This is a genomic window from Burkholderia sp. BCC1998, from assembly GCF_905339875.1.
In the GTDB taxonomy this organism is placed as follows: domain Bacteria; phylum Pseudomonadota; class Gammaproteobacteria; order Burkholderiales; family Burkholderiaceae; genus Burkholderia.
Window position 1 is genome coordinate 273749 of sequence record NZ_CAJPHE010000006.1, and the last position, 25582, is coordinate 299330.

A 25582-nucleotide genomic window follows, 5' to 3' on the forward strand; every position below is an offset into this window, starting at 1 on the left:
TCCTCCTTTCTAGACCGATCGTCTAGTTAATGGCAAAAAAACTCAGCGGCGAGGCAATCCATTGAAGAAAAACTGTGCGAACAGCGCGAGCGGCACGTCGCTGCGTTCGAGTTTCGCGCGCAGCACGGCGCCTTCCCAGCCGATCCAGAAGAACGCGGCCAGCTCGGCGGGATCGGCCGAGGCCGCCAGTTCGCCGGCTTGCTGTGCCGCGACCAGGCAGTCGGCCAGACGGCGCTGCCAGTCCTCGAACGTCTCACGCAGGCGCGCGCGGAAACGCTCGGGCAGCGCGCCCATTTCCTGGCCGAGGTTGCCGATCAGGCAGCCTCGGCTGTATTCGTAGCGGGCCATGCCGTCGCGCGCATCGTCGACGAACGCCCGCACGCGCGCCAGCGGCGTTGCTTCAGTCTCGCTGAAATGACGGTCCAGCTTGCGCGCGAAGAACTCGGCGTAGCGATCGATCAGCTCGAGGCCGAACGCCTCCTTGCTGTCGAAGTAGTGATAGAACGAGCCCTTCGGCACGCCGGCGCGCCCGAGGATCTCGTCGAGCCCGGTGGCGGAAAAGCCCTTTTCGGTGAGCACCTCCAGCCCGGTGCGCAACAGCATGTCACGTGTCGCGACGAGGTCTTCGTGCTGCTTCGGTGGCCTGCCGCGGCGGCGCGGCGGATCGGTTCGAGCGTCCATGGGCGAATAATAGACCGTTCGTCTCAAAAATCAATAGCGGGCGTGTCGATCGCGCCGGGCGAACGCGTGCCGGCGACCTTTGTCAGCGTTAACCCTGATTAATAAAGCTTATCGCGGTGAAAAATTCCGCATCTTATTGAACCGATATCGGCTCGCTATAGTGGCTCGCTTTCCCGCACGCACCGTTTGCGTGCGGCTGACACGCTGACGATCAGCAGGAGCCGCTTGATGACCACCGACGCCCGATTCACCGAAATCGAGGATCTGCTGCCCGCCGCCGGCGGGCTGCGCGAGATCCGCCATCACATTCACCGCCACCCGGAACTCGCGTACGAGGAGCACGAAACGGCGGCGCTCGTCGCGGACAAGCTCGCGCAGTGGGGCTGGCAGGTGACGCGCGGGGTCGGCAAGACGGGCGTGGTCGGCACGCTGCGCGCGGGCGACGGCACGCGCAGCATCGGCATCCGCGCGGACATGGACGCGCTGCCGATCCTCGAGGCGACCGGCCTGCCGTATGCGAGCGGCACGCACGGCAAGATGCACGCGTGCGGCCACGACGGCCACACCACGATGCTGCTCGGTGCCGCGCAACACCTCGCGAAGACGCGCAATTTCTCCGGCACCGTGCACCTGTATTTCCAGCCGGCGGAAGAGCACGGCGTCGACAGCGGCGCGAAGAAGATGATCGACGACGGCCTGTTCGAGCGCTTTCCGTGCGACGCGGTGTTCGGCATGCACAACCATCCGGGCGCGGCACCCGGCGTGTTCCTCACGCGGCGCGGCCCGTTCATGTCGGCCGGCGACAAGGCGATCATCTCGATCGAGGGCGTCGGCGGCCACGCGGCGCGGCCGCACCTGACGGTCGATCCGGTGGTCGTCGCGGCCAGCATCGTGATGGCGCTGCAGACGATCGTCGCGCGCAACGTCGACCCGTCGCAGCCGGCGGTCGTCACGGTCGGCTCGATGCACGCGGGCACCGCGAACAACGTGATCCCGAACGGCGCGCGTCTCGAACTCAGCGTGCGTTCGTTCAGCCCCGACGTGCGCGCGCTGCTCAAGCGCCGCATCGTCGAGCTCGCCGAGTCGCAGGCCGCGAGCTATGGCGCGACCGCGCACGTCGAGTACATCGAAGGCTATCCGGTCGTCGTCAATACGGATGCCGAAACGGATTTCGCCGCGCAGGTCGCGCGCGAACTGGTCGGCGACGCGCATGTGGTCGAGCAGGCCGACCTGCTGATGGGCAGCGAGGATTTCGCGTTCATGCTGCAGCAGCGGCCCGGCTCGTTCGTGCGGCTCGGCAACGGCGAAGGCGAGGACGGCTGCATGGTGCACAACCCGAAGTACGACTTCAACGATCGCAACCTGCCGATCGGCGCGGCGTTCTGGACGCGCCTCGTGGAGCGTTACCTCGGGCAGTAACCCCGGCGGCGGCACGCGACGAGCGGCCGGCGCTTCCGGCCGCATTGAGAGGAGAGACGAACGATGCAGAAAGACCATCTCGCGCTGCACCCTGCGTCGACGGGCGCCGCCGCAACCGATGCGCATGGCGCGCCGGCCGTCACGAAGCGCGGCGCGATCGCGGCGGCCGTGATCGGCAACTGGCTGGAGTTCTTCGATTTCACCGTGTACGGCTTTTTCGCGGTGCTGATCGGCAAGCTGTTCTTCCCGTCGAGCGATCCGACCACGTCGCTCTTGCTGTCGGTCGCGACGTTCGCCGCCGGTTTCTTCACGCGGCCGCTCGGCAGCGTCGTGCTCGGCGTCTATGCGGACCGCAAGGGCCGCAAGGCCGCGTTGAACCTGACGATCATGCTGATGGCGCTCGGCACCGGCCTGATCGCGATCGCGCCGACCTACGCGCAGGTCGGCGTGGCCGCGCCGCTGCTGGTGGTCTTCGCGCGGCTGATGCAGGGCTTCTCGCAGGGCGGCGAGTTCGGCGCGGCGACGTCCACGCTGATCGAGCAGGGCGGCACGTCGCACCGCGCGTTCCGCGCGAGCTGGCAGCTCGCGACGCAGGGCGGTGCGGCGCTGATGGGTTCGGGCTTCGCGGCGCTGCTGTCGAACACGCTGACGAAGGACGCGCTCGAGGGCTGGGGCTGGCGCCTGCCGTTCCTCGTGGGCGTGCTGATCGCGCCGGTGGGCATGTACTTGCGCCGCCGGCTCGCGGACGATGCGCCCGGCGACAACCATCACGGGATCGAACGCGGCGTGCTGCGCGAGCTGTTCTCGCAGCACACGCGCACGGTGCTGCTGCTGATGCTGACGGTGATGGGCGGCACGGTGTCGACCTACATCCTGACCTTCTACATGCCGACCTATGCGATCCATACGCTCGGCCTGCCGATGAAGCTGTCGATGTTCGTCGGCGTCGCGTCGGGCTGCGTGATGCTGGTGACGTGTCCGCTGTTCGGCTGGCTGTCGGACCGCCTCGGCAGCCGGCGCCTGCCGATCTTCGTCGGGCGCGGCGTGCTGGTGCTGCTGCTGTTCCCGGCGTTCTGGCTGATGAATCATCATCCGACGCTGTCGGTGATCCTGCCGCTGACCGCGCTGATGCTGCTGTTCTATTCGCTCGGGTCGGCATCCGAAATGGCGCTGATGTGCGAATCGCTGCCGCGCCACGTACGCGCGACGGGCATTTCGATCGCGTATGCGCTCGCGGTGACGATCTTCGGCGGCACCGCGCAACTGATCGCGACCTGGCTGGTGAAGACGACGGGCAGCAAGCTCGCGCCGGCCGGCTACGTGGCCGCGTGCGTGGTGCTGTCGCTGATCGCGGTCGCGATGCTGCGCGAGACGGCGCGCGAGTCGATGGACTGATGCGGGATGCCGCTGTCCGAAGCGACGCGGTGCAATTTCGTTTTCGTCAAATTGACGGGGCTGTGCCGCATCCCTAAATTGAGCGATGCGGAGGGGGCTCCGCGTTCCGAGAGAAGGGCGTTGCAAGCAGAGTCTGAGGGTTGAGCGGGCGGCTTATGCCGCCCGTCTTTATATCCGCGCTATCCGCGAATGATCGTGTTACCGATCCGGCACGCGAAGTCACCGCTCACCCGCGCCGCGCGACCAGTTCCGACACCGTCTGCGCGGCCTGCTGCAGCGGCCCGAGAAACTCCTTCACCATCTGCTTCGCGGTGTGCCGCTGCGCGTTGCCGCTGATGTTCATCGCGGCGATCACCTGCCCGCGCCGGTTGCGGATCGGCGCGGAGATCGACATCAAGCCCACTTCGAGTTCCTGGTCGACCACGGCCCAGCCTTGCTGGCGCACCTGTGCGATCGTCGCCTTCAGTTCGCCGATGTCGGTGATCGTGCGCGGCGTATGCGCGCGGATGGCGCTCTGCGCGAGCGTTTCGTCGAGCGCCGCGTCGTCGAGCGCCGCCAGCAGCACGCGGCCCATCGACGTGCAGTACGCGGGCAGGCGGCTGCCGATCGACAGGTTGATCGTCATGATCTTGCGGGTCGGCACGCGCAGCACGTAGACGATCTCGGTGCGGTCGAGCACGGCGGCCGAGCAGCTTTCGTGGATCTGCGCGGACAACTGCTCCATCACCGGATCGGCGAGATTCCAGAACGGCATCGACGTGAGATACGCGAAGCCGAGCTCGAGGATCTTCGGCGTGAGCCGGAACAGCCGGCCGTCCGCCTCGACGTAGCCGAGCGTCTGCAGCGTCAGCAGGATCCGGCGTGCGCCGGCGCGCGTGAGCCCGGTGGCCGAGGCGACCTCGGTGAGCGTCTGCTCCGGGCGCTGGGCGTCGAATGCGCGGATCACCGCGAGGCCGCGCGCGAACGACTGCACATAGGAGTCGCCTGGTTTCGTCTGGATGTCTTCGGTTGTCATGAACGGTCGGATTGTCGTGCAGCCGAGAAGATAGCGCATGGGGCCTGACACGCCAACCGCACCGCGGACCGGGCGCTTGACAGGTCGTCCCCGCACTCCCTATGATGCGTTGAACGTTCGATACACGATCTTATGTTCGTATATAGAACATTTAAGCGCATCCCGGCGGGCAAAGCAAGGGGCGCGTTTCACTCACTTCCCAGCTTGCATGAGACCGGAGACACTGATGACCGAAGCTTTTCTGTGTGATGCGATTCGTACCCCGATCGGCCGCTACGGCGGCGCGCTGTCCGGCGTGCGCGCCGACGACCTCGGTGCGGTGCCGCTCAAGGCGCTCGTCGAGCGCAACCGCGACGTCGACTGGACGGCGATCGACGACGTGATCTACGGCTGCGCGAACCAGGCCGGCGAGGACAACCGCAACGTCGCGCGCATGTCCGCGCTGCTCGCGGGTTTGCCGGAAGGCGTGCCGGGTTCGACGATCAACCGCCTGTGCGGTTCCGGGATGGACGCGGTCGGCGTGGCCGCGCGCGCGATCAAGTCGGGCGAGGCCGCGCTGATGGTGGCCGGCGGCGTCGAAAGCATGACGCGCGCGCCGTTCGTGATGGGCAAGGCCGCCAGCGCGTTCGCGCGCCAGGCCGACATCTACGACACGACGATCGGCTGGCGCTTCGTCAATCCCCTGATGAAACAGCTGCATGGCGTCGATTCGATGCCGGAGACGGCCGAGAACGTCGCGGTCGACTACAACGTCAGCCGCGCCGATCAGGACCTGTTCGCGCTGCGCAGCCAGCAGAAGGCCGCGCGTGCGCAGCAGGACGGCACGCTCGCCGAGGAAATCGTGTCAGTCACGATTCCGCAGAAGAAGGGCGATCCGGTCGTCTTTTCGCGTGACGAGCATCCGCGCGAAACGTCGCTCGAGACGCTCGCGAAGCTGAAGGGCGTCGTGCGCCCGGACGGCTCGGTGACGGCCGGCAACGCGTCGGGCGTCAACGACGGCGCCGCCGCGCTGCTGCTCGCGAACGCGGAAGCCGCGAAGCGCTTCGGCCTGACGCCGCGTGCGCGCGTGCTCGGCATCGCGACGGCCGGCGTCGCGCCGCGCGTGATGGGCATCGGCCCGGCGCCGGCCACGCAGAAGCTGCTCGCGCGGCTCGGGATGACGATCGACCAGTTCGACGTGATCGAGCTGAACGAGGCATTCGCGTCGCAGGGTCTCGCGGTGCTGCGCATGCTCGGCGTCGCCGACGACGATCCGCGCGTGAACCCGAACGGCGGCGCGATCGCGCTCGGCCATCCGCTCGGCGCGTCGGGTGCGCGTCTCGTGACGACCGCGATGTACCAGCTGCATCGCACCAACGGCCGCTTCGCACTGTGCACGATGTGCATCGGCGTCGGCCAGGGTATCGCGATCGCGATCGAACGCGTCTGATCGCGCGATGCGGCGAAGCGCGCGTGATGCGCGCCGCTTGGCCGTACCTTTCCGGACGATGTGGCCGGCACGAGAAGATCGTCGTGTCGGCCACATCGTCATTCAGCCTCGTGATAGCCGCGCGATGCGAGCCGCGAGCGCGTCGATCTCGGTGTCCGCGAACACTTCGATGCCATGCTGGCGCAGCAACGCCGCCGTCACACCGGCGCCGGCATGCCGCCGGCCCGCAAAACTCCCGTCGTAAATGAAGCTGCTTCCGCACGACGGACTTCCGTCCGCCAGGATCGCGAAGCGGCAGTCGTGCGCGCGTGCCAGCGCGAGCGCGGCGTGCGCGCCGTCGACGAACGGGGCCGTCACGTCGGTGCCGTGCACGTCGACGATGCGCGCGGCACCCGACAGCACGCGTTGCCCCGATTCGCCTGCCGCGATCTCGGCGGGCGGACGCGGCACGCTCAATCCCCCCGCCAATTCCGGACACACGGGCACCAGGCGCCCTTCGCGCTGCCACCGTGCGAGCGTTTCATGCGCGGCGGTTTTCGCCGAGCCGTTGTAGCGGACGGGATGGCCGAGTACGCACATGCTGACGAGGATCTTCGGCGTGACCGGCGGCTGCGGCGTGTTCTGCAATGTCGTTCTCCGTGCGGCCGGTGTCGGGCGCGCGCGTCAGGCCGTCGGCGCTTCCAGATGGATGTCCTCCGGCTCGAGCGCGTACAACGCCGGGTCGGGCGATGCGCTGACGGTGAAGCCGAGGCGCAGGTAGAAGTCGATCGTGCGCTGCGACGGCGTCGCGGACACGTAGAGCCGTGCGGCGCCCATCGTCCGTGCCTGCGCGCGGGCCGCGCGATAGAGATGCTCGCCGAGCCCGCAACCGCGCCAGTCCCGGCTCACGTGCAGGAACTTCAGCTGCAGCATGTCGCGTCGCGGGCCGAGCGGATCGGCGTCCACGATGACCGCCGCGACCAGCCGCGCGCCGTCGAACATGCCGAGACACCAGCCGCCGCGATCATGGCAGTCGAGCAGGATCGGCGTGTAGTGCTCGGCTTCGCCGTCGGGCCAGCCGCGCACGTCGTAGAAGTCGGGGACGAGCTGCAGTTCGCCGTCGCGCAGCGCGTACAGATGATGAATGATCTCGCGCCGGTCGATGGTCCAGACGAGCGGCAGTTCGTCGCGGGTGAGCAGGCGTGCCGAGAGTGCGTCGCGTTCGGTGGCGGTGCGGCGTGTCATGCGGTGGTCCGGTGTGCAGCGCGTTGCGTGTGGTTGGGCGGGTGCGGCCGCGTGCCTGCTGCGGCGCCGCGCATGTCGTGCATGTCGTGCGTTTGCGGAATGCGCATCGTGTCGCGATCGCGGAAAAGCGCGGCCTGATCGTGTCTATCGCCGTCATGCGCAGGCCGTGCCGTATTCCGGGGCGGCCGATTCAATTGCAGCCGGGATTTTTTCATCGAGTTCAAATGCCGGTCGAATGGAGCAGACCAGGCAGAGTCGTTTCGCTGCGCGCAACGGCTGCGTAGATTGGCTCGTTGCGCGAGGTTATTCCATAAATCATCGGTTCTCTTCCGCAAAGCGTCGGACGTGATTATCGCCGGATGACTTGATCGAAATCATGCAGTTGACCGAATTCGATCTTTCATGCGCTTCCGGATTAAGGTTTTTCCGGAGCTTGCCGACAGCAAGGACGAGACCGTCGTAAAGCGATAAACCGTTTTTCGGCTACTGAGCGTGATTTTCGCGCTGCGCGGATCCTGCAGCCGGATCCGCCTTTCGGAGCCCTGCATGCGCAACAACCAGCCTGTCACCCAACAAGAATTCGAATTTCCCGACGACGTCACGCTGATGTCGACCACCGATGCGGACAGCATCATCACATACGCGAATACGACGTTCGCGCACGTGAGCGGCTTCTCGACCGACGAACTCGTCGGCGAGCCGCACAACGTCGTGCGGCACCCGGACATGCCGAAAGAGGCGTTCGCCGACATGTGGGCGACGCTGAAGAACGGCGAACCGTGGACCGCGCTCGTGAAGAACCGCCGCAGGAACGGCGATCACTACTGGGTGCGCGCGAACGCGGTGCCGGTGATGCGCGACGGGCAGCCGACGGGCTACATGTCGGTGCGCACCAGCGCGCCGCGCGACGAGATCGCGGCGGCCGACGCGCTGTACCGCGCGTTCCGCGAAGGCAAGGCCGGCCAGCGCCGTTTCCACAAGGGATTGGTCATCCGAACCGGGCTGCTGCGCATCGCGTCGCTGCCGCAGACGATGTCGGTGCGTGCGCGCGTTCATTCGACCCTGTGCGTGCTGGCGCCGGCCGTCGTCGGCGCGGGGTGGGCGTGCGGGCTGACCGGCGGCGGGCTCGCGGCGTTTGCCGGTGCGGCGGTCGGTGTGGCGGTGGCGGCCGGACTGTGGCTCGACGCGCAGATCGTGCGTCCGCTGATTCAGTTGCGCGACCAGGCGTTGCGCGTCGCGACCGGCGAGAGCCGCACCGGCGTGGCGATGAACCGCGTCGACGAGATCGGCATGACGCTGCGCACGATCAACCAGCTCGGGCTGATGTTCCGCTGGCTCGTCGACGACGTCAGCGAGCAGGTGCACAACGTGCAACGCGCGAGCAACGAGATCGCGCAAGGCAACAACGACCTGAGCGCGCGCACCGAACAGGCGTCGACCAGCGTGCAGCAGACGGCTGCGTCGATGGCCGAGATGACGGCCACCGTATCGAGCAACGCGGAGACGGCGCTGCAGGCGAACCAGTTGTCGGTTTCGGCGAGCGAGGCGGCCGAGCGCGGCGGACGGGCGGTGAGCGAAGTCGTCACGACGATGAGCGACATCACGGCGAGTTCGCACAAGATTTCCGACATCATCGGCGTGATCGACGGCATCGCGTTCCAGACCAACATCCTCGCGCTGAATGCGGCGGTCGAGGCGGCGCGCGCGGGCGATCAGGGACGCGGCTTCGCGGTGGTCGCCGGCGAGGTGCGGGCGCTCGCGCAGCGCAGCGCGAACGCGGCGAAGGAAATCAAGACACTGATCGGCGCGAGTGTCGAGCGGGTCGAGTCGGGCGCACGGATCGTCGACGGCGCGGGCAAGACGATGGAGGACATCGTCACGCAGGTAAAGCGCGTGTCGGACCTGATCGCGGAGATCAGCTCGTCGACGGCCGAGCAGAGCACCGGGGTCGCGCAGGTCGACCAGGCGGTCGTGCATCTGGACAACATCACGCAGCAGAACGCGGCGCTGGTCGAGCAGAGCGCGGCGGCGTCGGAAAGCCTGAAGCAGCAGGCGACGCGGCTCGTGGACGCGGTGAACGTGTTTCGGTGATCGTCGGGCGCGCGCGCCAGCGCGCTCCCGCCACTGCGAGGCAACGCGAAGCAAATCAGGGCAAGGCGGCGAAATCCCCGATTTTCGTTTCGATTTACATGAATTAAACGAGAGGGATTCGCATTCTCGATTCCGGATCGACTCGTGAATCCCGTCGGAACAAGCGCCGGGATAGTCAGATGATTGATGGCGCAAGTATTTGATAAAGCTGGATTTTATTTACATATAAACAAAATGTTCGGCTGAATCAAGATGATGCGAAATTCATGCATATTTACCCGAAGCCGGCATAATGTTTTCGCCGGATTTGCCGAAAGCGCAGGAGTCTGATCGACCGCATGCGGGACGACCGCGATGCGGACGGTCTCGGTTCAATCCACAAGCGGACGCAAAGATCCGCAACCCGGGAACTCCAACACCATGCGCAATAACCAGCCTGTCACGCAACGCGAATTCGATTTTCCCGACGGCGCGACGCTGATGTCGACCACCGACGCGGACAGTTACATCAAGTACGCGAATGCCGCGTTCATTCAGGTCAGCGGATTTTCCCCCGAGGAGATCGAAGGTCAGCCGCACAACGTCGTGCGGCACCCGGACATGCCGAAGGAGGCGTTCGCCGACATGTGGGCGACGCTGAAGAACGGCGAACCGTGGACCGCGCTCGTGAAGAACCGTCGCAAGAACGGCGATCATTACTGGGTCCGTTCGAATACGGTGCCGGTGATGCGCAACGGGCAGCCGACGGGTTACATGTCGGTGCGCACCAAGGCGTCGCGCGACGAGATCGCGGCGGCCGACGCGCTGTACCGCGCTTTCCGCGAAGGCAAGGCCGGCAACCGCCGTTTCCACAAGGGGCTGATCGTCCGTACCGGGCTGATGCGTGTCGCGTCTCTGTTTCAGACGATGTCGGTGCGTGCGCGCGTTCATTCGACCCTGTGCGTGCTGGCGCCGGCCGTCGTCGGCGCGGGGTGGGCGTGCGGGCTGACCGGCGGCGGGCTCGCGGCGTTTGCCGGTGCGGCGGTCGGTGTGGCGGTGGCGGCCGGACTGTGGCTCGACGCGCAGATCGTGCGTCCGCTGATTCAGTTGCGCGACCAGGCGTTGCGCGTCGCGACCGGCGAGAGCCGCACCGGCGTGGCGATGAACCGCGTCGACGAGATCGGCATGACGCTGCGCACGATCAACCAGCTCGGGCTGATGTTCCGCTGGCTCGTCGACGACGTCAGCGAGCAGGTGCACAACGTGCAACGCGCGAGCAACGAGATCGCGCAAGGCAACAACGACCTGAGCGCGCGCACCGAACAGGCGTCGACCAGCGTGCAGCAGACGGCTGCGTCGATGGCCGAGATGACGGCCACCGTATCGAGCAACGCGGAGACGGCGCTGCAGGCGAACCAGTTGTCGGTTTCGGCGAGCGAGGCGGCCGAGCGCGGCGGACGGGCGGTGAGCGAAGTCGTCACGACGATGAGCGACATCACGGCGAGTTCGCACAAGATTTCCGACATCATCGGCGTGATCGACGGCATCGCGTTCCAGACCAACATCCTCGCGCTGAATGCGGCGGTCGAGGCGGCGCGCGCGGGCGATCAGGGACGCGGCTTCGCGGTGGTCGCCGGCGAGGTGCGGGCGCTCGCGCAGCGCAGCGCGAACGCGGCGAAGGAAATCAAGACACTGATCGGCGCGAGTGTCGAGCGGGTCGAGTCGGGCGCACGGATCGTCGACGGCGCGGGCAAGACGATGGAGGACATCGTCACGCAGGTAAAGCGCGTGTCGGACCTGATCGCGGAGATCAGCTCGTCGACGGCCGAGCAGAGCACCGGGGTCGCGCAGGTCGACCAGGCGGTCGTGCATCTGGACAACATCACGCAGCAGAACGCGGCGCTGGTCGAGCAGAGCGCGGCGGCGTCGGAAAGCCTGAAGCAGCAGGCGACGCGGCTTGTGGATGCGGTGAACGTGTTTCGTTGAAGGCGGGCAAGCCAGGTGACGCGGGCACGGCGGAGACGCGCGGCCCGCGCGTCACCTCCACGGGGGCGCAGATCAAATCAGCGCCGGTTGCAACGGTGCACGGTGCTCGCGAACCTTGACGATCCGGTATTCGTTGCGAAGCCCGTCGTCGGTGACGATCTGCGTCTGGCGCAGATCGACGACCAGCACGTCGCCCTTTCCGAAGCGCTCGCCGGCATCGATCTTCGCGATGAACCGTTCGTCGTCCAGCGACGCATAGAACGCGGACGTGCCGTCGTGCACGCGCCATTTGTTGCCGTCCTTGAACACGACGGATTCGAGCTTCAACATCTTGAGTGCGATCGTGTCGGTGACGATTTCGCCGGGATCGTCGCTGCTCGCGAACGTACCGAGTTCGTCGCGTTCGATCGAGAGTTCGACGATGTCGTCGCGGACGATGCCGAAGCTGTCGATGCCGTCATGTTCGAGCGGCGAGAGCATTTTCTGCAGGTTGACGCGAACGGCCCGGTTCCGATACAGCCGGACGATGGGTTCATCGACGACGAAGCATTCCTGCTCCGACATCCAGATCCTGACATGCGCTCCGTCCGGCTCGGTGCGATGCGGTTTGCGCCCGCGCAGCGTGCGAATGAGGCCGATCAGCCCGCCGCCACCGATGATCCCCAATGCGGCGAGGATTGCCGGTGCGTTGCTGAACGCATTGGCGTTCGGCCCGGCGAACAGGTCGCGGATCTGGCTCGCGAGCGACTGGACGAAGATCAGCTCTGCATGGAACGAGCCGGACTTGAAGCCGCCCCTGACCTCGAGACGAACCTCGGAGTGGTCGCCATTGAGTTCCTTGTTGGCGGACGAGAACAGGTCGGCGATCGCGAGCAGCACCGGTGCGAGGTCACCACGTCCATCCGGTGCTCGCCGAGCGCGGGCCCGTCATAGATGACATTGAACGGCTGGTGATTGCTCGGCCCGCCGCGCTTTTCCTCGGGCGGGCACGTACGACGATCGGCTGATCCGACGCTCATGTGCGGGCTCCCTTCGTGCGGGGCGCGATGCCGGGACGGGTGCGAGGAAGCGCGACGAGGGCGCGGTGCGCGGGGGATACGCAGGTCGGGCGGATGGAGGAACTGTTCATGCGCAGGCAAACCGGATCGAGGTGGAACGCTCAATCTAGCGGCTGGCAGCGGAACGAGAAATCAGACTTGAACGAAATTGCCGAACGGCATGACGTTTGGCCGATGCGGCATCGACGTCGCGCACGGAACGCGTGCCGACATCGCGCACGGCAAGGTGACGCGGGCACGGCGGAGAGGAGGTACCGGCCCGCGTCGTGACCGCCCGGTTCCGGCCGGGCGGTCAGGGCCTGTCGCCGAAGCGCCAGGCCCCGAACCGTCAGACGGCGAGGCAGAGGTACTTGATCACGACGTAGTCGTCGATGCCGTAGTGCGAGCCCTCACGGCCGAGGCCCGACTGCTTGACGCCGCCGAACGGCGCGACTTCGTTCGAGATCAGGCCCGTGTTCACGCCGACCATCCCGTACTCGAGCGCTTCGGCGACCTTCCACACGCGGCCGATGTCGCGGCTGTAGAAGTACGCGGCGAGACCGAACTCGGTGTCGTTCGCGAGGCGGATCACCTCGTCGTCGCTGCCGAACTTGAACAGCGGCGCGAGCGGCCCGAACGTCTCTTCCTTCGCGACCTTCATCGCCGGCGTGACGCCCGTCAGCACGGTCGGCTCGAAGAAGCCGTGGCCGAGCGCGTGGCGCTTGCCGCCCGTCACGACGGTCGCGCCCTTCGCGAGCGCGTCCTCGATGTGCGCCTCGACCTTCAGCACGGCCGCTTCGTTGATCAGCGGACCCTGCGTGACGCCCGGCTCCGTGCCGCGGCCGACCTTCAGCTGGCCGACCGCCGCCGCGAGCTTCTGCGCGAACTGGTCGTACACGGCTTCGTGCACGTAAAAGCGGTTCGTGCACACGCACGTCTGGCCGCTGTTGCGGTACTTCGATGCGATCGCGCCCTGCACGGCGGCATCGAGATCGGCGTCGTCGAACACGATGAACGGTGCGTTGCCGCCGAGTTCCAGCGACACCTTCTTGACCGTCGCCGCGCATTGCGACATCAGCAGGCGGCCGACCGGCGTCGAGCCGGTGAACGACAGCTTGCGCACGATCGGGTTCGACGTCAGCTCGCCGCCGATCGCCTTCGGGTCGCCCGTGACGACGCTGAACACGCCGGCCGGCACGCCCGCGCGTTCGGCCAGCACGGCCATCGCGAGGGCCGAGAACGGCGTCGCTTCAGCCGGCTTCACGACGATCGGGCAGCCTGCCGCGAGCGCCGGACCGACCTTGCGGGTGATCATCGCCGCCGGGAAATTCCACGGCGTGATCGCCGCGCACACGCCGATCGCTTCCTTCGTCACGACGATGCGCTTGTCGCTCGCCGGCGTCGGGATCGTGTCGCCGTACACGCGCTTGCCTTCCTCCGCGAACCACTCGAGGAACGACGCCGCGTAGCCGATCTCGCCCTTCGCCTCGGCGAGCGACTTGCCCTGCTCGGTGGTCAGGATCAGCGCGAGGTCGTCGGCGTTTTCCATCATCAGGTCGTGCCACTTGCGCAGGATCGCCGCGCGCTCCTTCGCGGTCTTCTTGCGCCATGCCGGCCATGCGGCGTTCGCGGCCTCGATTGCGTGGCGTGTCTCGGCCGTGCCCATCGCCGGCACGGTGCCGAGCAGGCCGCCGGTTGCCGGGTTGCGGACCTCGAACGACTCGCCGTTCGCCGCGCCTTGCCATTCGCCGTTGACATACGCCTGCTGGCGGAACAGCGACGGATCTTTCAGTGCCAGGGTTTCCTGAACGGTGCTCATATGAATCGCCTGCCTTGAAAATGACGGATAAAAAGGCCGCCGCCGTCCTGACGACGGCGGCGGCGCATTCAGTTGACGTGGACCGGAACTCAGGCCGGCACGCCGACCGTTTCCTTCAGCACTTCCTCGAGGATCACGAGCGCTTCGTCGAACACGGCCTGCGGGATCGTCAGCGGGAACAGGAAGCGCACGACGTTCGAGTACACGCCGCACACGAGCAGCAGCAGCCCGCGCTCGAGCGCGCGCGTCTGCACGCGCTTCGTGAATTCCGCGTCCGGCTCGCCCGAACCCGGCTTCAGGAACTCGACCGCGATCATCGCGCCCGGGCCGCGCACGTCGGCGATCTGCGGCACGTCGGCCTGCAGCGAATTCAGCTTTGCCTTCAGCACGTCGCCGAGTTGCGTTGCACGGTCGCACAGCTTCTCTTCGTCGATGATCTCGAGCACCGCGTGCGCCGACGCGACGGCCAGCGGGTTGCCCGCATAGGTGCCGCCGAGGCCGCCGGGCGCCGCTGCGTCCATCACGTCCGCACGGCCGACGACGCCCGACAGCGGCATGCCGCCCGCGAGGCTCTTCGCCATCGTGATCAGGTCGGCCAGCACGTCGTAGTGCTGCATCGCGAACAGCTTGCCGGTACGCGCGAAGCCCGTTTGCACTTCGTCGGCGATCAGCAGGATGCCGTGCTCGTTACAGATCTTGCGCAGCGCGCGCACGAACTCGGCCGGCGCCGGGTTGAAGCCGCCTTCGCCCTGGACCGGTTCGAAGATGATCGCGGCGACGCGCTTCGGATCGATGTCGGCCTTGAACAGCATCTCGATCGCCTTGATCGAGTCGGCCGTCGTCACGCCGTGCAGCGCGTTCGGGTACGGCGCGTGGAACACGTCGCCCGGGAACGGGCCGAAGTTCAGCTTGTACGGGGCGACCTTGCCGGTCAGCGCCATGCCCATCATCGTGCGGCCGTGGAAGCCGCCCGAGAACGCGATCACGCCCGGACGGCCGGTCGCGGCGCGCGCGATCTTGATCGCGTTTTCGACGGCTTCGGCGCCGGTCGTGAAGAACGCGGTCTTCTTCGGGAAGTCGCCCGGCGCGCGTTCGTTGATCTTTTCCGCCAGCTCGACGTACGACGCGTACGGGACGATCTGGTAAGCGGTGTGCGTGAAGCTGTTCAGTTGATCCGCGATCGCCTTGACGATCTTCGGGTGGCGGTGGCCCGTGTTCAGCACCGCGATGCCGGCGGCGAAATCGATGAAGCGGCGGCCTTCGACATCCCACAGCTCCGCGTTCTCGGCGCGGGCTGCGTAGAAATCGCACATCACGCCGACGCCGCGCGGGGTGGCGGCGTTCTTGCGGGCCTGCAGGTCGGCATTCTTCACGGTCATCTCCTTGATGTTCTGTCCGGTGGGATAAAAATCGGCCGCATTGGCAGCCCATGGAGGCGACTATAATCACATTTGGCTCTGGCAATCAGAGCCATTTCAATAAATATTCAGGAGCCAATCATGCGCGCAAGCGTGTTGTCGGACTGGCTGGCGCAGCGCCTCGTGCGCGGCGGCGAACAGCCGATCTACCGGCAGCTGCATCGGCTGCTGCAGCAGGCGATCCTGTCGCGGGAACTGCCGGCCGGCACGCGCGTGCCGTCGTCGCGGCTGCTGGCGGCCGAGCTCGGGATCGCCCGCAACACGGTCACGCAGGTTTACGAACAGCTTGCGCTCGAAGGCTATGTGAACTCGGCGACGGGGCGCGGCACGTTCGTCGCCGACAGCGCGCCGGACGAGATCGTCGGCGCGTCGCCCGACCCGGCCGCCGGCCCGGCGGTGGCGCCATCGTCCGCGCGGCGGCTGTCCGCGCGCGGCACGCGGCTCGTCGAGGGCGCGGGCGTGTCGAAGCGCCAGGGCGGCGCGTTCATGCCCGGCGTGCCCGATGTGTCGCGCTTTCCGGCGCGCGTGTGGACGCGGCTGCACAACAAGTACTGGCGGAGATTGCGCCCCGATTTGCTGACCTACGCGCCGGGCGGCGGCCTCGCGCTGTTGCGCGAGGCGCTGGCCGACTACCTGCGCACGTCGCGTTCGGTGCGCTGCACGCCCGAGCAGATCGTGATCACGACCGGGATCCACCAGTCGATCGACCTCGCGGTGCGGCTCCTGACCGATCCGGGCGACGCGATCTGGACCGAGGATCCGTGCTACTGGGGCGTGCGCAGCGTGCTGAACGTGTCGGGGCTGACCACGCGGCCGATTCCGGTCGACGACGAAGGGATCGCGCCGTCGGCCGCCGATCTCGCCGAGCCGCCGAAGCTGATGCTCGTCACGCCGTCGCACCAGTATCCGCTCGGGATGGTGATGAGCCTCGCGCGGCGGCGGATGCTGCTCGAATACGCGCGCCAGCACGGCTGCTGGATCATCGAGGACGACTACGACAGCGAATTCCGCTACGGCAGCCGGCCGCTCGCGTCGCTGCAGGGGCTCGATACGGCCGGGCAGGTGATCTACGTCGGCAGTTTCGGCAAGACGCTGTTCCCGGGGCTGCGCGTCGGTTACCTCGTCGCGCCAGAGCCGCTCGCGGAAAGCTTCGCGACCGCGAGCGCCGAGCTGTATCGCGAAGGGCAGCTGCTGCAGCAGGCGGTGCTCGCCGAGTTCATCGCGGAAGGGCACTTCGTGTCGCATATCCGCAAGATGCGCACGCTGTACGGGCAGCGCCGCGAGGTGCTGCTCGATGCGGTCGCGCGCCGCTACGGCGACACGCTGCAGGCACTCGGCAGCGATGCGGGGCTGCATCTCGTCACGCGGCTGCCGGACGGGGTCGACGATCGCGCGGTCGCGCAGGCCGCGCTCGAACGCAACATCGTCGTGCGGCCGCTGTCCGGTTATTACGCGGAGCGCGAACGCGCGGCGTCGGGCTTGCTGCTCGGCTATGCGTGCGTGCCGGAGGACGAGATCGCGACGGCGTTCGCGACGCTGGCCGAGGCGATCGACGAGCGGGCGTTCGACGGGATGATTGCGGCGGCTTGACGTGTGCGGCTGTTGCGGTGACGACCAACGCTCGAGACGGCAGAGCGCGATGCGAAAGTCACGTATGAGAGGAAGTCGATATGGATCAGCGTTTTCAAGCAGGTTCAGGGCAATTGTCTCCGTGGTGCGGAGACAATTGCCTCGCCTGGAAAAACCTCGGCGGCAAGCACACAACGGCCCAACTGCCGAGTGCACCGGACCTGCCGTGACTGCCGGTCCTTCCTGAGGGCATACGCACGCGCGTCAAAGCCGGATCAACGCCGCGCCCGCGACCACCAGCGCGCATGCTGCGAGCCGCTGCGCGCCGGGCCGCTCGCGCATCACGAACCAGCCGATCGCGACCGCGAAGATCGAGCTTGTCTCGCGCAGCGCCGATACCGTCGCGACCGGCAGATGCCGGTACGCGAGAATCACGATTCCATAGGCGGCGAGCGAGATCGTGCCGGCGATCGCGCCTTGCCGCAGCGACGCGCGCGAACCGAACACCACGCGCGGGCCGCCGCGCATCGCACACACCAGCACGAGCTGCGGCACGCTCCACAGCAGATAAACCCACGCGATATAGCCGAGCGCGCTGCCCGACACACGCGAGCCGATGCCGTCGCAGATCGAATATGCGGCGATGAACACGCCCGTGAGCAGTGCGTACGGCACGCCTTCGCCAGAGAACCGGAAGCCGCGCCGCAACGCGAGCGACATGATGCCGAACGACACGAGCGCGATGCCCGCGAAGCCGAACGGCGTCGGTCGCTCGTGCAGCATCGCGAGCGCCAGCACCGATACGAGCAGCGGCGAGATCCCGCGCGCGATCGGGTAGATCTGCCCGAACTCGCCGTTGCGGTATGCACGCGCCAGCGTGAAGCAGTACGCGACCTCGAGCACGGCCGACGCCGCGACATACGGCCACGCGGCGGGCGCCGGCGCGGGCAGCAGTACAACGCCCGCAATGCCGAACGCGAGATACGGCAGCGACATCGTGCCGAGCTGGACGAGACGGTCTTCGCTCACGTGGAGGAATGCATTCCAGATCGCGTGCAAGAGGGCGGAGCACAGCACGAGGCCGATGAACAGGTGATCCATGAATGAGCGAGCGGACGAGGGCGGGCGCCGTCAATTATGTGGGTGTCGGGCGCGCTCGCGCGGAATTGTCGATAATAGAACGTTGTTATTCACCGGATGCCGACGATGACCGAAGCCCCCCTCACCCCGCCCGCCGTTCCGCGCCTCACGAGCCTGTCGCATGGCGGCGGCTGCGGCTGCAAGATCGCGCCGGGCGTGCTGTCCGAGCTGCTGAAGCGGGCGACGCCGCCCGCGCTGTTCCCGGACCTGCTGGTCGGCACCGAGACCTCCGACGACGCGGCCGTCTACCGGCTGAACGACGAGCAGGCGATCGTCGCGACGACCGACTTCTTCATGCCGATCGTCGACGATCCGTTCGACTTCGGCCGTATCGCTGCAACCAACGCGCTGTCCGACGTCTACGCGATGGGCGGCAAGCCGATTCTCGCGCTCGCGCTGGTCGGGATGCCGATCAACGTGCTGCCGCACGAGACGATCGCGGCCGTGTTGCGCGGCGGCGAATCGGTGTGCGCGGATGCCGGCATTCCGGTCGCGGGCGGTCATTCGATCGATTCGGTCGAGCCGATCTACGGGCTCGCGGCGATCGGCGTCGTGCATCCGTCGCGCGTTAAGCGCAATGCGGCCGCGCGCGCGGGTGACGTGCTCGTGCTCGGCAAGCCGCTCGGCGTCGGCGTGCTGTCGGCCGCGCTGAAGAAGAACCAGCTCGACGACGCGGGCTACGCGCAGATGGTGGCGACGACCACCAAGCTGAACCGGCCGGGCGCCGAACTCGCCGCGCTGCCGGGCGTGCATGCGCTGACCGACGTCACGGGCTTCGGGCTGCTCGGCCATACGCTCGAACTGGCGCGCGGCGCGAAGCTGACCGCACGCGTGCATTACGCGTCGCTGCCGTGGCTGGCGGGCGTCGAGGCGTTCGTCGCCGACGGCGTGTTCACCGGCGCATCGGGCCGCAACTGGGCCGCATATGGCGCCGACGTGCGGCTCGCCGACGGGCTGCCGCCCGTCGCGCAGGCGCTGCTGACCGATCCGCAGACGTCCGGCGGCCTGCTGGTCGCGTGCGCGCCGGATGCCGTCGACGACGTGCTCGCGTGCTTCCGCGCCGACGGCTTCGACCGCGCGGCCGTGATCGGCGAGATGGTGGACGGGCCCGCGCGCGTCGACGTCGCCTGACGCGGTTTTTTTCACGCTGGATTGCTGTCGGTCGCTAGAATCGATGCCTTCCCTCGAAGGCATCGACGACCGATGAACGATTTCCTGTTCGGGCTGATGATCGCGCTGTCGGTCGGGCCCGTCGCGCTGATGATCGCGAACTACGGGATGCGCGCCGGCACCGCGAGCGGCGTGCGCGCGGCAATGGGCGTGGCGTCGGCCGACGGCTGCTATGCGCTCGTCGCGTTCACCATTGGCGCGATGCTCGCGAGCACGCTCGCGTCGCACCTGCCGCTGTTCCGCTTCGTCGGCGCGCTCGTGTTGCTTGCAATGGGCGCACGCATGCTGTGGCGCGCGTTGCAGGATCGGCGCCGCACGCTGAACGGCGCCGCGCCGCCGCCGGGCGCGCGCCCGTTCACGTCGATGTTCTTCGTCACGCTCGCGAATCCGCTGACCATCCTGCTGTTCTATGGCTATGCCACCGCAGCGGCCGGTGCGCATCGGCACTGGCTGCTCGGTGCCGCGTGCGTGTTTGCCGGCAGTCTCGCCGGGCAACTCGTGTTCGCGTTCGGCGGCAGCGCAATCGGGCGCATCGTGAAGTCACCGCGATGGCTCGCCGCGAGTCATGTGGTGGCCGCACTGGTCGTGCTCGGTTATGGCGTTGCGGGGATGCTTCGCGTCTAGCGGCTCGAGCGCAGTCGTCGGTCACGATCATTGGCGGAAGATGTGGCGATTTCATATCGATCAACCGAGTAGCATTCCTGATTTTTTTGTCAGGCGGCATGCGAACCGGGCGTACAACAATCGCGAGACGAAACACCGCCCGCCGTTTCGTAGTCGGGTTCCGCATCGCACACACGCGTTCTATACTCCCTCGCGCAGTCTCCGAGAGCCGTTCTCACCCAACATCACCGAAACAAGGAACGCCGATGCTGACTCGCTCCATCCTTTCCGCAGCTGCATTCTCGCTTGCCGCCTGTGCGACCGCGCCGTCGATTGCGCAGAACAACCAGGGCAACGCTGCATTCGCCGAGACCGGTGCACAGGGCCGCCCGGTCAAGGTCATGATCATCACGATGTTCGGTCCGGAAGGCCAGGCATGGCTCGACCGGCTCGGCCCGTGGCGCGACATCACCGTGCCCGGCCTGTCGCCCGACTATCCGGCCGTTCACTGCAACAAGCAGGACGTGTGCGTGGTGACGACCGGCATGGGCTATGCGAACGCGTCCGCGACGATCATGGCGCTCACGTTCTCGCAGCGTTTCGACCTGCGCCGCACGTACTTCCTCGTGTCGGGCATCGCGGGCGTCGACCCCGCGCAAGGCACGGTCGGCTCCGCCGCCTGGTCGAAATACCTGGTCGACTTCAGCCTGCAGTGGGAGCTCGATGCGCGCGAGATTCCGGCCGGCTGGAATACCGGCTTTCTCGGCATCAATACGAAGAGCCCGAACGACAAGCCGCCGCTCGATTACCGCACCGAAGTATTCCAGCTCAACCCGCAGCTGACCGATGCCGCGTATGCGCTGTCGCGCAACGTCGTGCTCGCCGACAGCGCGCAGGCCCAGGCCGCGCGCGCGAAGTTCACGTATGCGCCGGCGAATCGGCCGCCGACGGTGATCCAGTGCGACACGTCATCGGGCAATACGTGGTTCTCGGGCACGCTGATCGGCGAGCGCGCGCGTCAGTGGACCAAGATCCTCACCGACGGCAAGGGCACCTATTGCATGACCGCACAGGAAGACAACGCGACGTATGAAGCGCTCAAGCGCGCGGCGAGCGTGAAGCGGGTCGACCTGTCGCGCGTCGCGGTGCTGCGCACGGGTTCCGATTTCGACCGGCCGTATGCAGGGCAGACGAGCGCAGACAATCTGCTGAACTATGCGGACCAGGGTGGTTTCGCCCCGGCGACCGAAAACCTGTACCGCGCGGGCAATCCGCTCGTTCAGGACATCGTGACGCACTGGGGCGAATGGCGCGACGGCGTGCCGCGCCGTTGAAGGCCAGCGTCTTCAGCGAGAGATCGACGCGAAGTTCAATGCGCGTGCGGCGCGGAACGAAACGGCGTCCAGACGGGCGTCGTGTCGTCCCAATGATCGAGCGGCGAAGGAAGTTGATCGTTCATCACAGGCTCCTGCAACTAACTGACTAATCGGGTGTTCGATGGCGGTGTCTCGACGCCGCGCCGCGGATCATCCGCTGCGCGGCGTTGCGCGTTGACCGATGCTCAACGGCCTGCGCCGGCGAGCTGGTTGCCTTCCGGTGTCGGGCGATACGGGCCTTGCGCGAGTTCGAGCCCTTGCGGATACGAATTCGCCTTGCGCAGCCAGGCCAGCGTGCCGTCGCGGCGGGCCTGCTCGACTTCCGCGCTGACTTCGGCGCGCGTGCGCGGGCCGTTGTTGTGCTGCGCGTACCACGACGTGTTCGCGTAGTCGCCTGCGTGCAGGGTGGTCGTATCGGCGAAGGCCGGTGCGGACACGGCGAGTGCGAGTGCGACGGCGGAGAGAAGATGGCGGCGGTTCATGACGTAACTCCTGTGTTGGTCGGAGTTGGCGCGTCGGCGCTTGCTCCGGTCCCGTCAAGCGGGATCTGTTCGATGCGCAACGAGGTGCGCGACAGGGTTTACTCTAGGGGGACGTTCAGGCGCGATAAATGCGGCTGACGCGAATTGAATTGTCGTGATGGTGGAACAATCGCGATCCGTACTGTCGGCAGGGTTACTCGAAAATCGCGCACAGCCGCCTGCAGCGGGGCTCCCGGCGATGTCGCGCGGCGCGCGCCGTCACGCACGCGGCCGATTGCCGTGCACGGCGCAAAGGTGTGATGCGGATTCAGGAAAGGCGCTGTGCGGCGGGGAAGGCGGCACGAACGTGACGCCGTGGCGGCGCGAAGGCAGGACGGCGCGCGGGCCGCACAGCCCGCGCACCGCGGTTCAGACGATTACGCGACCCACTCGTTGATGACCGGCGTGTCGAGCGCCGGTGCGCGCTCGGCTTCCTCGAACGTGCGCTTGCTGCACGTCGCGTCGAGGCTGCCCTTGCCGCTCAGCAGCGGGCAGCGGTCGAACACTTCGGCGATCCAGTCGACGAACACGCGTACCTTCGGCGACAGGTGCCGGCTGTGCGGATACACGACCGAGATCGGCATCGGCAGCGGCTTGAGGCCGGGCAGCACTTCCTTGAGCCGGCCGTCGCGGAGGTGCGGCAGCACCATGAACAGCGGCGGCTGGATCAGGCCGAAGCCTTCGAGCCCGCACGTCACGTACGCATCGGCATCGTTGACCGACACGATCGCGTTCATCTTGACCTCGACTTCGTTGCCGTCGGTCAGGAACGTCCAGTCGATCGTACGGCCCGTGCGGCTCGAGAAGTAGTTGACGGCCTTGTGGTCGTTCAGATCCTCGATCGTTCGCGGCTCGCCGAACTTCTCGAGATACGCGGGCGCAGCGACCGACACGCACTCGAACAATCCGACCCGGCGCGCAACCAGCGACGAATCCTGCAGCGCACCGACGCGGATCACGCAGTCGACGCCTTCCTGCAGCAGGTCGACCGGCCGGTCGGACAGGCCGAGCTGCAGGTCGATGTCCGGATAGCGCGTGTGGAATTCGCACAGCGACGGAATCACCAGCAGCCGCCCGATCGAGCCCGGCATGTCGATACGCAACTTTCCGTGCGGCTTGCGGTTGTTGTTCTGGAAGCTTGCTTCGGTTTCCTCGACATCGGCGAGGATCCGCACGCAGCGTTCGTAGTACGCGGCCCCGTCCGGCGTGAGCGACAGCCGGCGCGTGGTCCGGTGCATCAGCCGCACGCCGAGGAAGGCTTCGAGATTCTGGATGATCGTCGTGACGGACGCCCGCGGCAGGCTGAGCGACTCTGCTGCCTTGGTGAAGCTGCTTGTATCGACGACGCGAGTAAACACCTGCATGGCCTGAAGCCGGTCCATCACAACCTCCGCAATCTAATTTGCCGCCCGAACGACAAGGCTGCGCTACCTCATGGGTAAGCGCAGCCTGGATTGTTCGGGGGCGTTGAATTGTGTTGCCGGATTATAGGCATTTATCCGGATGTCTGCCGGACCCAGAATTCGTTCCATCTCGAAATGGATGCTGCATCGTCATGGACGCTTCTGAATTCAGCAAATTCCTGAAAGCCGCATTGCCCGCCGAAGCCAGAGCCGGCGCGGCACTGACGGTCGCGGAGGTGGAAATCCCCGGCTACGCGCAGGACATCGTGCTGCGCCTCTATCGGCGCGCGGACAAGACCGGATTGCCGGTAGTGCTTTACTTCCACGGCGGCGGTTTCGTGCGCGGCACGCTGGATGACGCCGATTTCGCCGCGCGCTTTTTAGCAGAACGCTTACCGGCTCTCGTAGTGTCGGTCGATTATTCGCTCGCGCCGGCCTTTCCTTTTCCGGCCGCGCCGGAGGATGCGTATCGCGCGGCCGTGTGGGCCGCGACGCGCGCCCGCGCGTTCGGCGGCAATCCGAAGAAGATCGGCGTCGCGGGGCACGATGCGGGCGGCCAGCTCGCGAACTGTCTCGCGTTCATCGCGCGCGATCGCGGCGAAGTGTCGATCGCCGCGCAGGCCCTGTTCGGGCCGATGCTCGACCCGAGCATGACGCGCATCGGCGACGCCGAACGCCTTGCGTCGGACATCACCGCGCGCGAATGCGCGGCCTGTTATCGCGCCTATCTGCCGCAGGCGGCGCAGCGCATGCACCCGTATGCGGCGCCGCTCGAATCGGTGCGCCTCGCGGGCCTGCCGCCGACGCTCGTCGTCACCGCGCAGAACGACGTGCTGCACGTCGAAGCGGAGAAATATGCGGGCTGCCTGATTTCATCGGGCGTGCTCACGCAGGTGATCCGCTACCCGGACGTCACGCACGCGGCGCTCGCGACGCACGAGGCCGCGCTCGAGGAAGCCGTGCGCTTCTTCCAGTGCCGCTTCCAGGCGCGCCAGCCGAACCGTTCCGAATAACCAGAACCAATCCACGCTTATTGGAGATCCACATGGCCATCCTACGCACCTCCCGCTCCCGAATCGCGACCGCGGCGATCGCGACGCTCGCCGTCGTCGGCCTCGGCACGTTCGGCGCGATGCGCGTGAACGCGAACGCGCCCGAAAAGGCGGCAGCGCCGCTGCCCGAAGTCGACGTCGCGACCGTCGTGCCGCAGACCGTCACCGACTGGCAAGGCTATTCGGGCCGCCTCGAGGCGGTCGAGAAAGTCGACGTGCGCCCGCAGGTGTCGGGCACGATCGTCGCGGTGAACTTCAAGGACGGCGCGCTCGTGAAGAAGGGCGACGTGCTGTTCGTGATCGATCCGCGCCCGTACCAGGCGGAAACCGACCGCGCGGCCGCGCAGCTCGCCGCCGCGCAGGCCCGCAACGGCTACGCGCAGAGCGACTGGCAGCGCGCGCAGCGGCTGATCGGCGACAACGCGATCGCGAAGCGCGACTACGACGAGAAGCAGAACGCGGCGCGCGAAGCGACGGCGAACCTGAAGGCCGCCGAAGCCGCGCTGGAAACGGCGCGCATCAACCTCGGCTATACGCGCATCACCGCACCCGTGTCGGGCCGCGTGTCGCGCGCGGAAATCACGCTCGGCAACGTCGTGTCGGCCGGCGCGTCCGCCGCGCCGCTGACGACGCTGGTGTCGGTGTCGCCGATCTACGCGTCGTTCGACGCGGACGAGCAGACCTACCTGCAATACATCAACGGCGCGCGCAACGGCCGCAAGGTGCCGGTCGAGCTCGGCCTCGCGAACGAAACCGGCTATTCACGCAGCGGCGAGATCGACTCGGTCGACAACCGGCTCGACACGTCGTCCGGCACGATCCGCGTGCGCGCGCGCTTCGACAACGCGGACGGCACGCTCGTCCCCGGGCTCTACGCGCGCGTGAAGGTGGGCGGCAGCGCACCGCACGAGGCGCTGCTCGTCGACGATGCGGCGATCAACACCGACCAGGACAAGAAGTTCGTGTTCGTCGTCGACCAGCAGGGCCGCGTGTCGTATCGCGAAGTGCAGCAGGGCATGCAGCACGGCAACCGGCGCGTGATCGTGAGCGGCCTCGCCGCCGGCGATCGCGTGATCGTGAACGGCACGCAGCGCGTGCGGCCGGGCGAGCAGGTGAAGCCGCACATGGTCCCGATGACGGGCGGCGATGCGCCGTCCGCGCCGCTCGCGGACAACGCGAAGCCGGCCGCACCGGCGAAGGCGGAATCGTAAGCGGCCCGCCGCTTCGATTTCCGCGTTCAACCAGACAGAGCAAC

Annotated in this window: 21 protein-coding genes; 11 read left to right on the forward strand and 10 right to left on the reverse strand. The window is 67.1% G+C overall.

What is annotated here, in order from left to right; translation table 11 throughout:
* Positions 1-42: 42 nt before the first annotated feature.
* Positions 43-681, reverse strand: coding sequence for a TetR/AcrR family transcriptional regulator (locus U5A56_RS13965; protein ID WP_321922882.1), 639 nt, complete (start codon positions 679-681; stop codon positions 43-45).
* Between the two features lie 228 nt (positions 682-909).
* Here U5A56_RS13965 and U5A56_RS13970 point away from each other — a divergent pair, with 228 nt between their 5' ends.
* A complete protein-coding gene (locus U5A56_RS13970; protein ID WP_321922884.1) occupies positions 910-2100 on the forward strand; it encodes a M20 aminoacylase family protein in 1191 nt (396 codons plus the stop codon).
* 63 nt (positions 2101-2163) lie between these two features.
* The gene (locus U5A56_RS13975; RefSeq protein ID WP_044845778.1) at positions 2164-3495 is read left to right on the forward strand and encodes an MFS transporter; all 1332 of its coding nucleotides are present in this window, start codon (positions 2164-2166) and stop codon (positions 3493-3495) included.
* A gap of 226 nt (positions 3496-3721) precedes the next feature.
* Here the strand turns inward: U5A56_RS13975 and U5A56_RS13980 are convergent, their stop codons facing one another.
* On the reverse strand, positions 3722-4510 hold the full coding sequence (locus U5A56_RS13980; RefSeq protein WP_321821868.1) for an IclR family transcriptional regulator: 789 nt from the start codon (positions 4508-4510) through the stop codon (positions 3722-3724).
* A 226-nt stretch (positions 4511-4736) separates the two neighbouring features.
* On the opposite strand from U5A56_RS13980, the gene pcaF reads away from it, so the two are divergent.
* Positions 4737-5939 carry a 3-oxoadipyl-CoA thiolase gene (pcaF, locus tag U5A56_RS13985; RefSeq protein ID WP_321797737.1) on the forward strand — a complete coding sequence of 401 codons (1203 nt, stop codon included), beginning with the start codon at positions 4737-4739 and terminating at the stop codon, positions 5937-5939.
* 102 nt (positions 5940-6041) lie between these two features.
* Here the strand turns inward: pcaF and U5A56_RS13990 are convergent, their stop codons facing one another.
* Complete coding sequence (locus U5A56_RS13990) at positions 6042-6518, reverse strand: DUF523 domain-containing protein (RefSeq protein ID WP_415749136.1); 477 nt, start codon at positions 6516-6518, stop codon at positions 6042-6044.
* 84 nt (positions 6519-6602) lie between these two features.
* Entirely contained in the window at positions 6603-7163 is a 561-nt protein-coding gene (locus U5A56_RS13995; RefSeq protein WP_124486148.1) for a GNAT family N-acetyltransferase, read from the reverse strand.
* Between the two features lie 546 nt (positions 7164-7709).
* Here U5A56_RS13995 and U5A56_RS14000 point away from each other — a divergent pair.
* Both U5A56_RS14000 and U5A56_RS14005 read left to right on the forward strand, forming a co-directional pair.
* The gene (locus tag U5A56_RS14000) at positions 7710-9254 is read left to right on the forward strand and encodes a methyl-accepting chemotaxis protein (protein ID WP_321922887.1); all 1545 of its coding nucleotides are present in this window, start codon (positions 7710-7712) and stop codon (positions 9252-9254) included.
* A gap of 420 nt (positions 9255-9674) precedes the next feature.
* Positions 9675-11219, forward strand: a complete 1545-nt coding sequence (locus tag U5A56_RS14005; RefSeq protein ID WP_044845772.1) for a PAS domain-containing methyl-accepting chemotaxis protein — start codon at positions 9675-9677, stop codon at positions 11217-11219.
* A gap of 72 nt (positions 11220-11291) precedes the next feature.
* On the opposite strand, the gene U5A56_RS14010 is transcribed toward U5A56_RS14005, so the two are convergent.
* The 3 genes from U5A56_RS14010 to U5A56_RS14020 form a co-directional block, all read right to left on the reverse strand.
* On the reverse strand, positions 11292-12098 hold the full coding sequence (locus U5A56_RS14010) for a hypothetical protein (protein WP_321922889.1): 807 nt from the start codon (positions 12096-12098) through the stop codon (positions 11292-11294).
* A gap of 507 nt (positions 12099-12605) precedes the next feature.
* Positions 12606-14075 carry an NADP-dependent succinate-semialdehyde dehydrogenase gene (gene gabD / locus U5A56_RS14015; protein ID WP_044845770.1) on the reverse strand — a complete coding sequence of 490 codons (1470 nt, stop codon included), beginning with the start codon at positions 14073-14075 and terminating at the stop codon, positions 12606-12608.
* A gap of 89 nt (positions 14076-14164) precedes the next feature.
* Positions 14165-15454, reverse strand: a complete 1290-nt coding sequence (locus U5A56_RS14020; protein WP_044845769.1) for a 4-aminobutyrate--2-oxoglutarate transaminase — start codon at positions 15452-15454, stop codon at positions 14165-14167.
* A 120-nt stretch (positions 15455-15574) separates the two neighbouring features.
* Here U5A56_RS14020 and U5A56_RS14025 point away from each other — a divergent pair, with 120 nt between their 5' ends.
* Positions 15575-17083 (forward strand): PLP-dependent aminotransferase family protein, encoded by a 1509-nt coding sequence (locus tag U5A56_RS14025; protein WP_124486153.1) that lies wholly within the window; start codon positions 15575-15577, stop codon positions 17081-17083.
* Between the two features lie 243 nt (positions 17084-17326).
* Here U5A56_RS14025 and U5A56_RS14030 read toward each other — a convergent pair whose 3' ends face one another.
* Positions 17327-18163, reverse strand: a complete 837-nt coding sequence (locus U5A56_RS14030; RefSeq protein ID WP_124486154.1) for a DMT family transporter — start codon at positions 18161-18163, stop codon at positions 17327-17329.
* Between the two features lie 105 nt (positions 18164-18268).
* Here U5A56_RS14030 and selD point away from each other — a divergent pair, with 105 nt between their 5' ends.
* From selD to U5A56_RS14045, 3 genes are all read left to right on the forward strand, one after another.
* Entirely contained in the window at positions 18269-19333 is a 1065-nt protein-coding gene (gene selD / locus U5A56_RS14035; RefSeq protein ID WP_124520046.1) for a selenide, water dikinase SelD, read from the forward strand.
* Between the two features lie 72 nt (positions 19334-19405).
* Complete coding sequence (locus U5A56_RS14040; RefSeq protein WP_044845767.1) at positions 19406-19996, forward strand: LysE family translocator; 591 nt, start codon at positions 19406-19408, stop codon at positions 19994-19996.
* Between the two features lie 245 nt (positions 19997-20241).
* Complete coding sequence (locus U5A56_RS14045) at positions 20242-21309, forward strand: purine-nucleoside phosphorylase (protein WP_044845766.1); 1068 nt, start codon at positions 20242-20244, stop codon at positions 21307-21309.
* A gap of 227 nt (positions 21310-21536) precedes the next feature.
* Here U5A56_RS14045 and U5A56_RS14050 read toward each other — a convergent pair whose 3' ends face one another.
* Together U5A56_RS14050 and ceoR are read right to left on the reverse strand one after the other, a co-directional pair.
* Entirely contained in the window at positions 21537-21833 is a 297-nt protein-coding gene (locus U5A56_RS14050; RefSeq protein ID WP_321922893.1) for a DUF4148 domain-containing protein, read from the reverse strand.
* Positions 21834-22249: 416 nt separating this feature from the next.
* A complete protein-coding gene (gene ceoR, locus U5A56_RS14055; protein ID WP_257772671.1) occupies positions 22250-23254 on the reverse strand; it encodes a putative multidrug efflux transcriptional regulator CeoR in 1005 nt (334 codons plus the stop codon).
* Positions 23255-23427: 173 nt separating this feature from the next.
* On the opposite strand from ceoR, the gene U5A56_RS14060 reads away from it, so the two are divergent.
* Together U5A56_RS14060 and ceoA are read left to right on the forward strand one after the other, a co-directional pair.
* The gene (locus tag U5A56_RS14060; RefSeq protein WP_044845763.1) at positions 23428-24288 is read left to right on the forward strand and encodes an alpha/beta hydrolase; all 861 of its coding nucleotides are present in this window, start codon (positions 23428-23430) and stop codon (positions 24286-24288) included.
* A gap of 32 nt (positions 24289-24320) precedes the next feature.
* Positions 24321-25538, forward strand: a complete 1218-nt coding sequence (gene ceoA / locus U5A56_RS14065) for a multidrug efflux RND transporter periplasmic adaptor subunit CeoA (RefSeq protein WP_044845762.1) — start codon at positions 24321-24323, stop codon at positions 25536-25538.
* Positions 25539-25582 lie beyond the last annotated feature (44 nt).

Coding starts and splice junctions, on each gene's coding strand:
- U5A56_RS13965 (WP_321922882.1), bottom strand. CDS start 681: ATGGACGCTCGAACCGATCCGCCGCGCCGCCGCGGCAGGCCACCGAAG.
- U5A56_RS13970 (WP_321922884.1), top strand. CDS start 910: ATGACCACCGACGCCCGATTCACCGAAATCGAGGATCTGCTGCCCGCC.
- U5A56_RS14045 (WP_044845766.1), top strand. CDS start 20,242: ATGCTGACTCGCTCCATCCTTTCCGCAGCTGCATTCTCGCTTGCCGCC.
- U5A56_RS14000 (WP_321922887.1), top strand. CDS start 7,710: ATGCGCAACAACCAGCCTGTCACCCAACAAGAATTCGAATTTCCCGAC.
- U5A56_RS14020 (WP_044845769.1), bottom strand. CDS start 15,454: ATGACCGTGAAGAATGCCGACCTGCAGGCCCGCAAGAACGCCGCCACC.
- ceoR (WP_257772671.1), bottom strand. CDS start 23,254: ATGGACCGGCTTCAGGCCATGCAGGTGTTTACTCGCGTCGTCGATACA.
- gabD (WP_044845770.1), bottom strand. CDS start 14,075: ATGAGCACCGTTCAGGAAACCCTGGCACTGAAAGATCCGTCGCTGTTC.
- U5A56_RS14005 (WP_044845772.1), top strand. CDS start 9,675: ATGCGCAATAACCAGCCTGTCACGCAACGCGAATTCGATTTTCCCGAC.
- selD (WP_124520046.1), top strand. CDS start 18,269: ATGACCGAAGCCCCCCTCACCCCGCCCGCCGTTCCGCGCCTCACGAGC.
- U5A56_RS14030 (WP_124486154.1), bottom strand. CDS start 18,163: ATGGATCACCTGTTCATCGGCCTCGTGCTGTGCTCCGCCCTCTTGCAC.
- pcaF (WP_321797737.1), top strand. CDS start 4,737: ATGACCGAAGCTTTTCTGTGTGATGCGATTCGTACCCCGATCGGCCGC.
- ceoA (WP_044845762.1), top strand. CDS start 24,321: ATGGCCATCCTACGCACCTCCCGCTCCCGAATCGCGACCGCGGCGATC.
- U5A56_RS13995 (WP_124486148.1), bottom strand. CDS start 7,163: ATGACACGCCGCACCGCCACCGAACGCGACGCACTCTCGGCACGCCTG.
- U5A56_RS14025 (WP_124486153.1), top strand. CDS start 15,575: ATGCGCGCAAGCGTGTTGTCGGACTGGCTGGCGCAGCGCCTCGTGCGC.
- U5A56_RS14050 (WP_321922893.1), bottom strand. CDS start 21,833: ATGAACCGCCGCCATCTTCTCTCCGCCGTCGCACTCGCACTCGCCGTG.
- U5A56_RS14060 (WP_044845763.1), top strand. CDS start 23,428: ATGGACGCTTCTGAATTCAGCAAATTCCTGAAAGCCGCATTGCCCGCC.
- U5A56_RS13990 (WP_415749136.1), bottom strand. CDS start 6,518: ATGTGCGTACTCGGCCATCCCGTCCGCTACAACGGCTCGGCGAAAACC.
- U5A56_RS13975 (WP_044845778.1), top strand. CDS start 2,164: ATGCAGAAAGACCATCTCGCGCTGCACCCTGCGTCGACGGGCGCCGCC.
- U5A56_RS14040 (WP_044845767.1), top strand. CDS start 19,406: ATGAACGATTTCCTGTTCGGGCTGATGATCGCGCTGTCGGTCGGGCCC.
- U5A56_RS13980 (WP_321821868.1), bottom strand. CDS start 4,510: ATGACAACCGAAGACATCCAGACGAAACCAGGCGACTCCTATGTGCAG.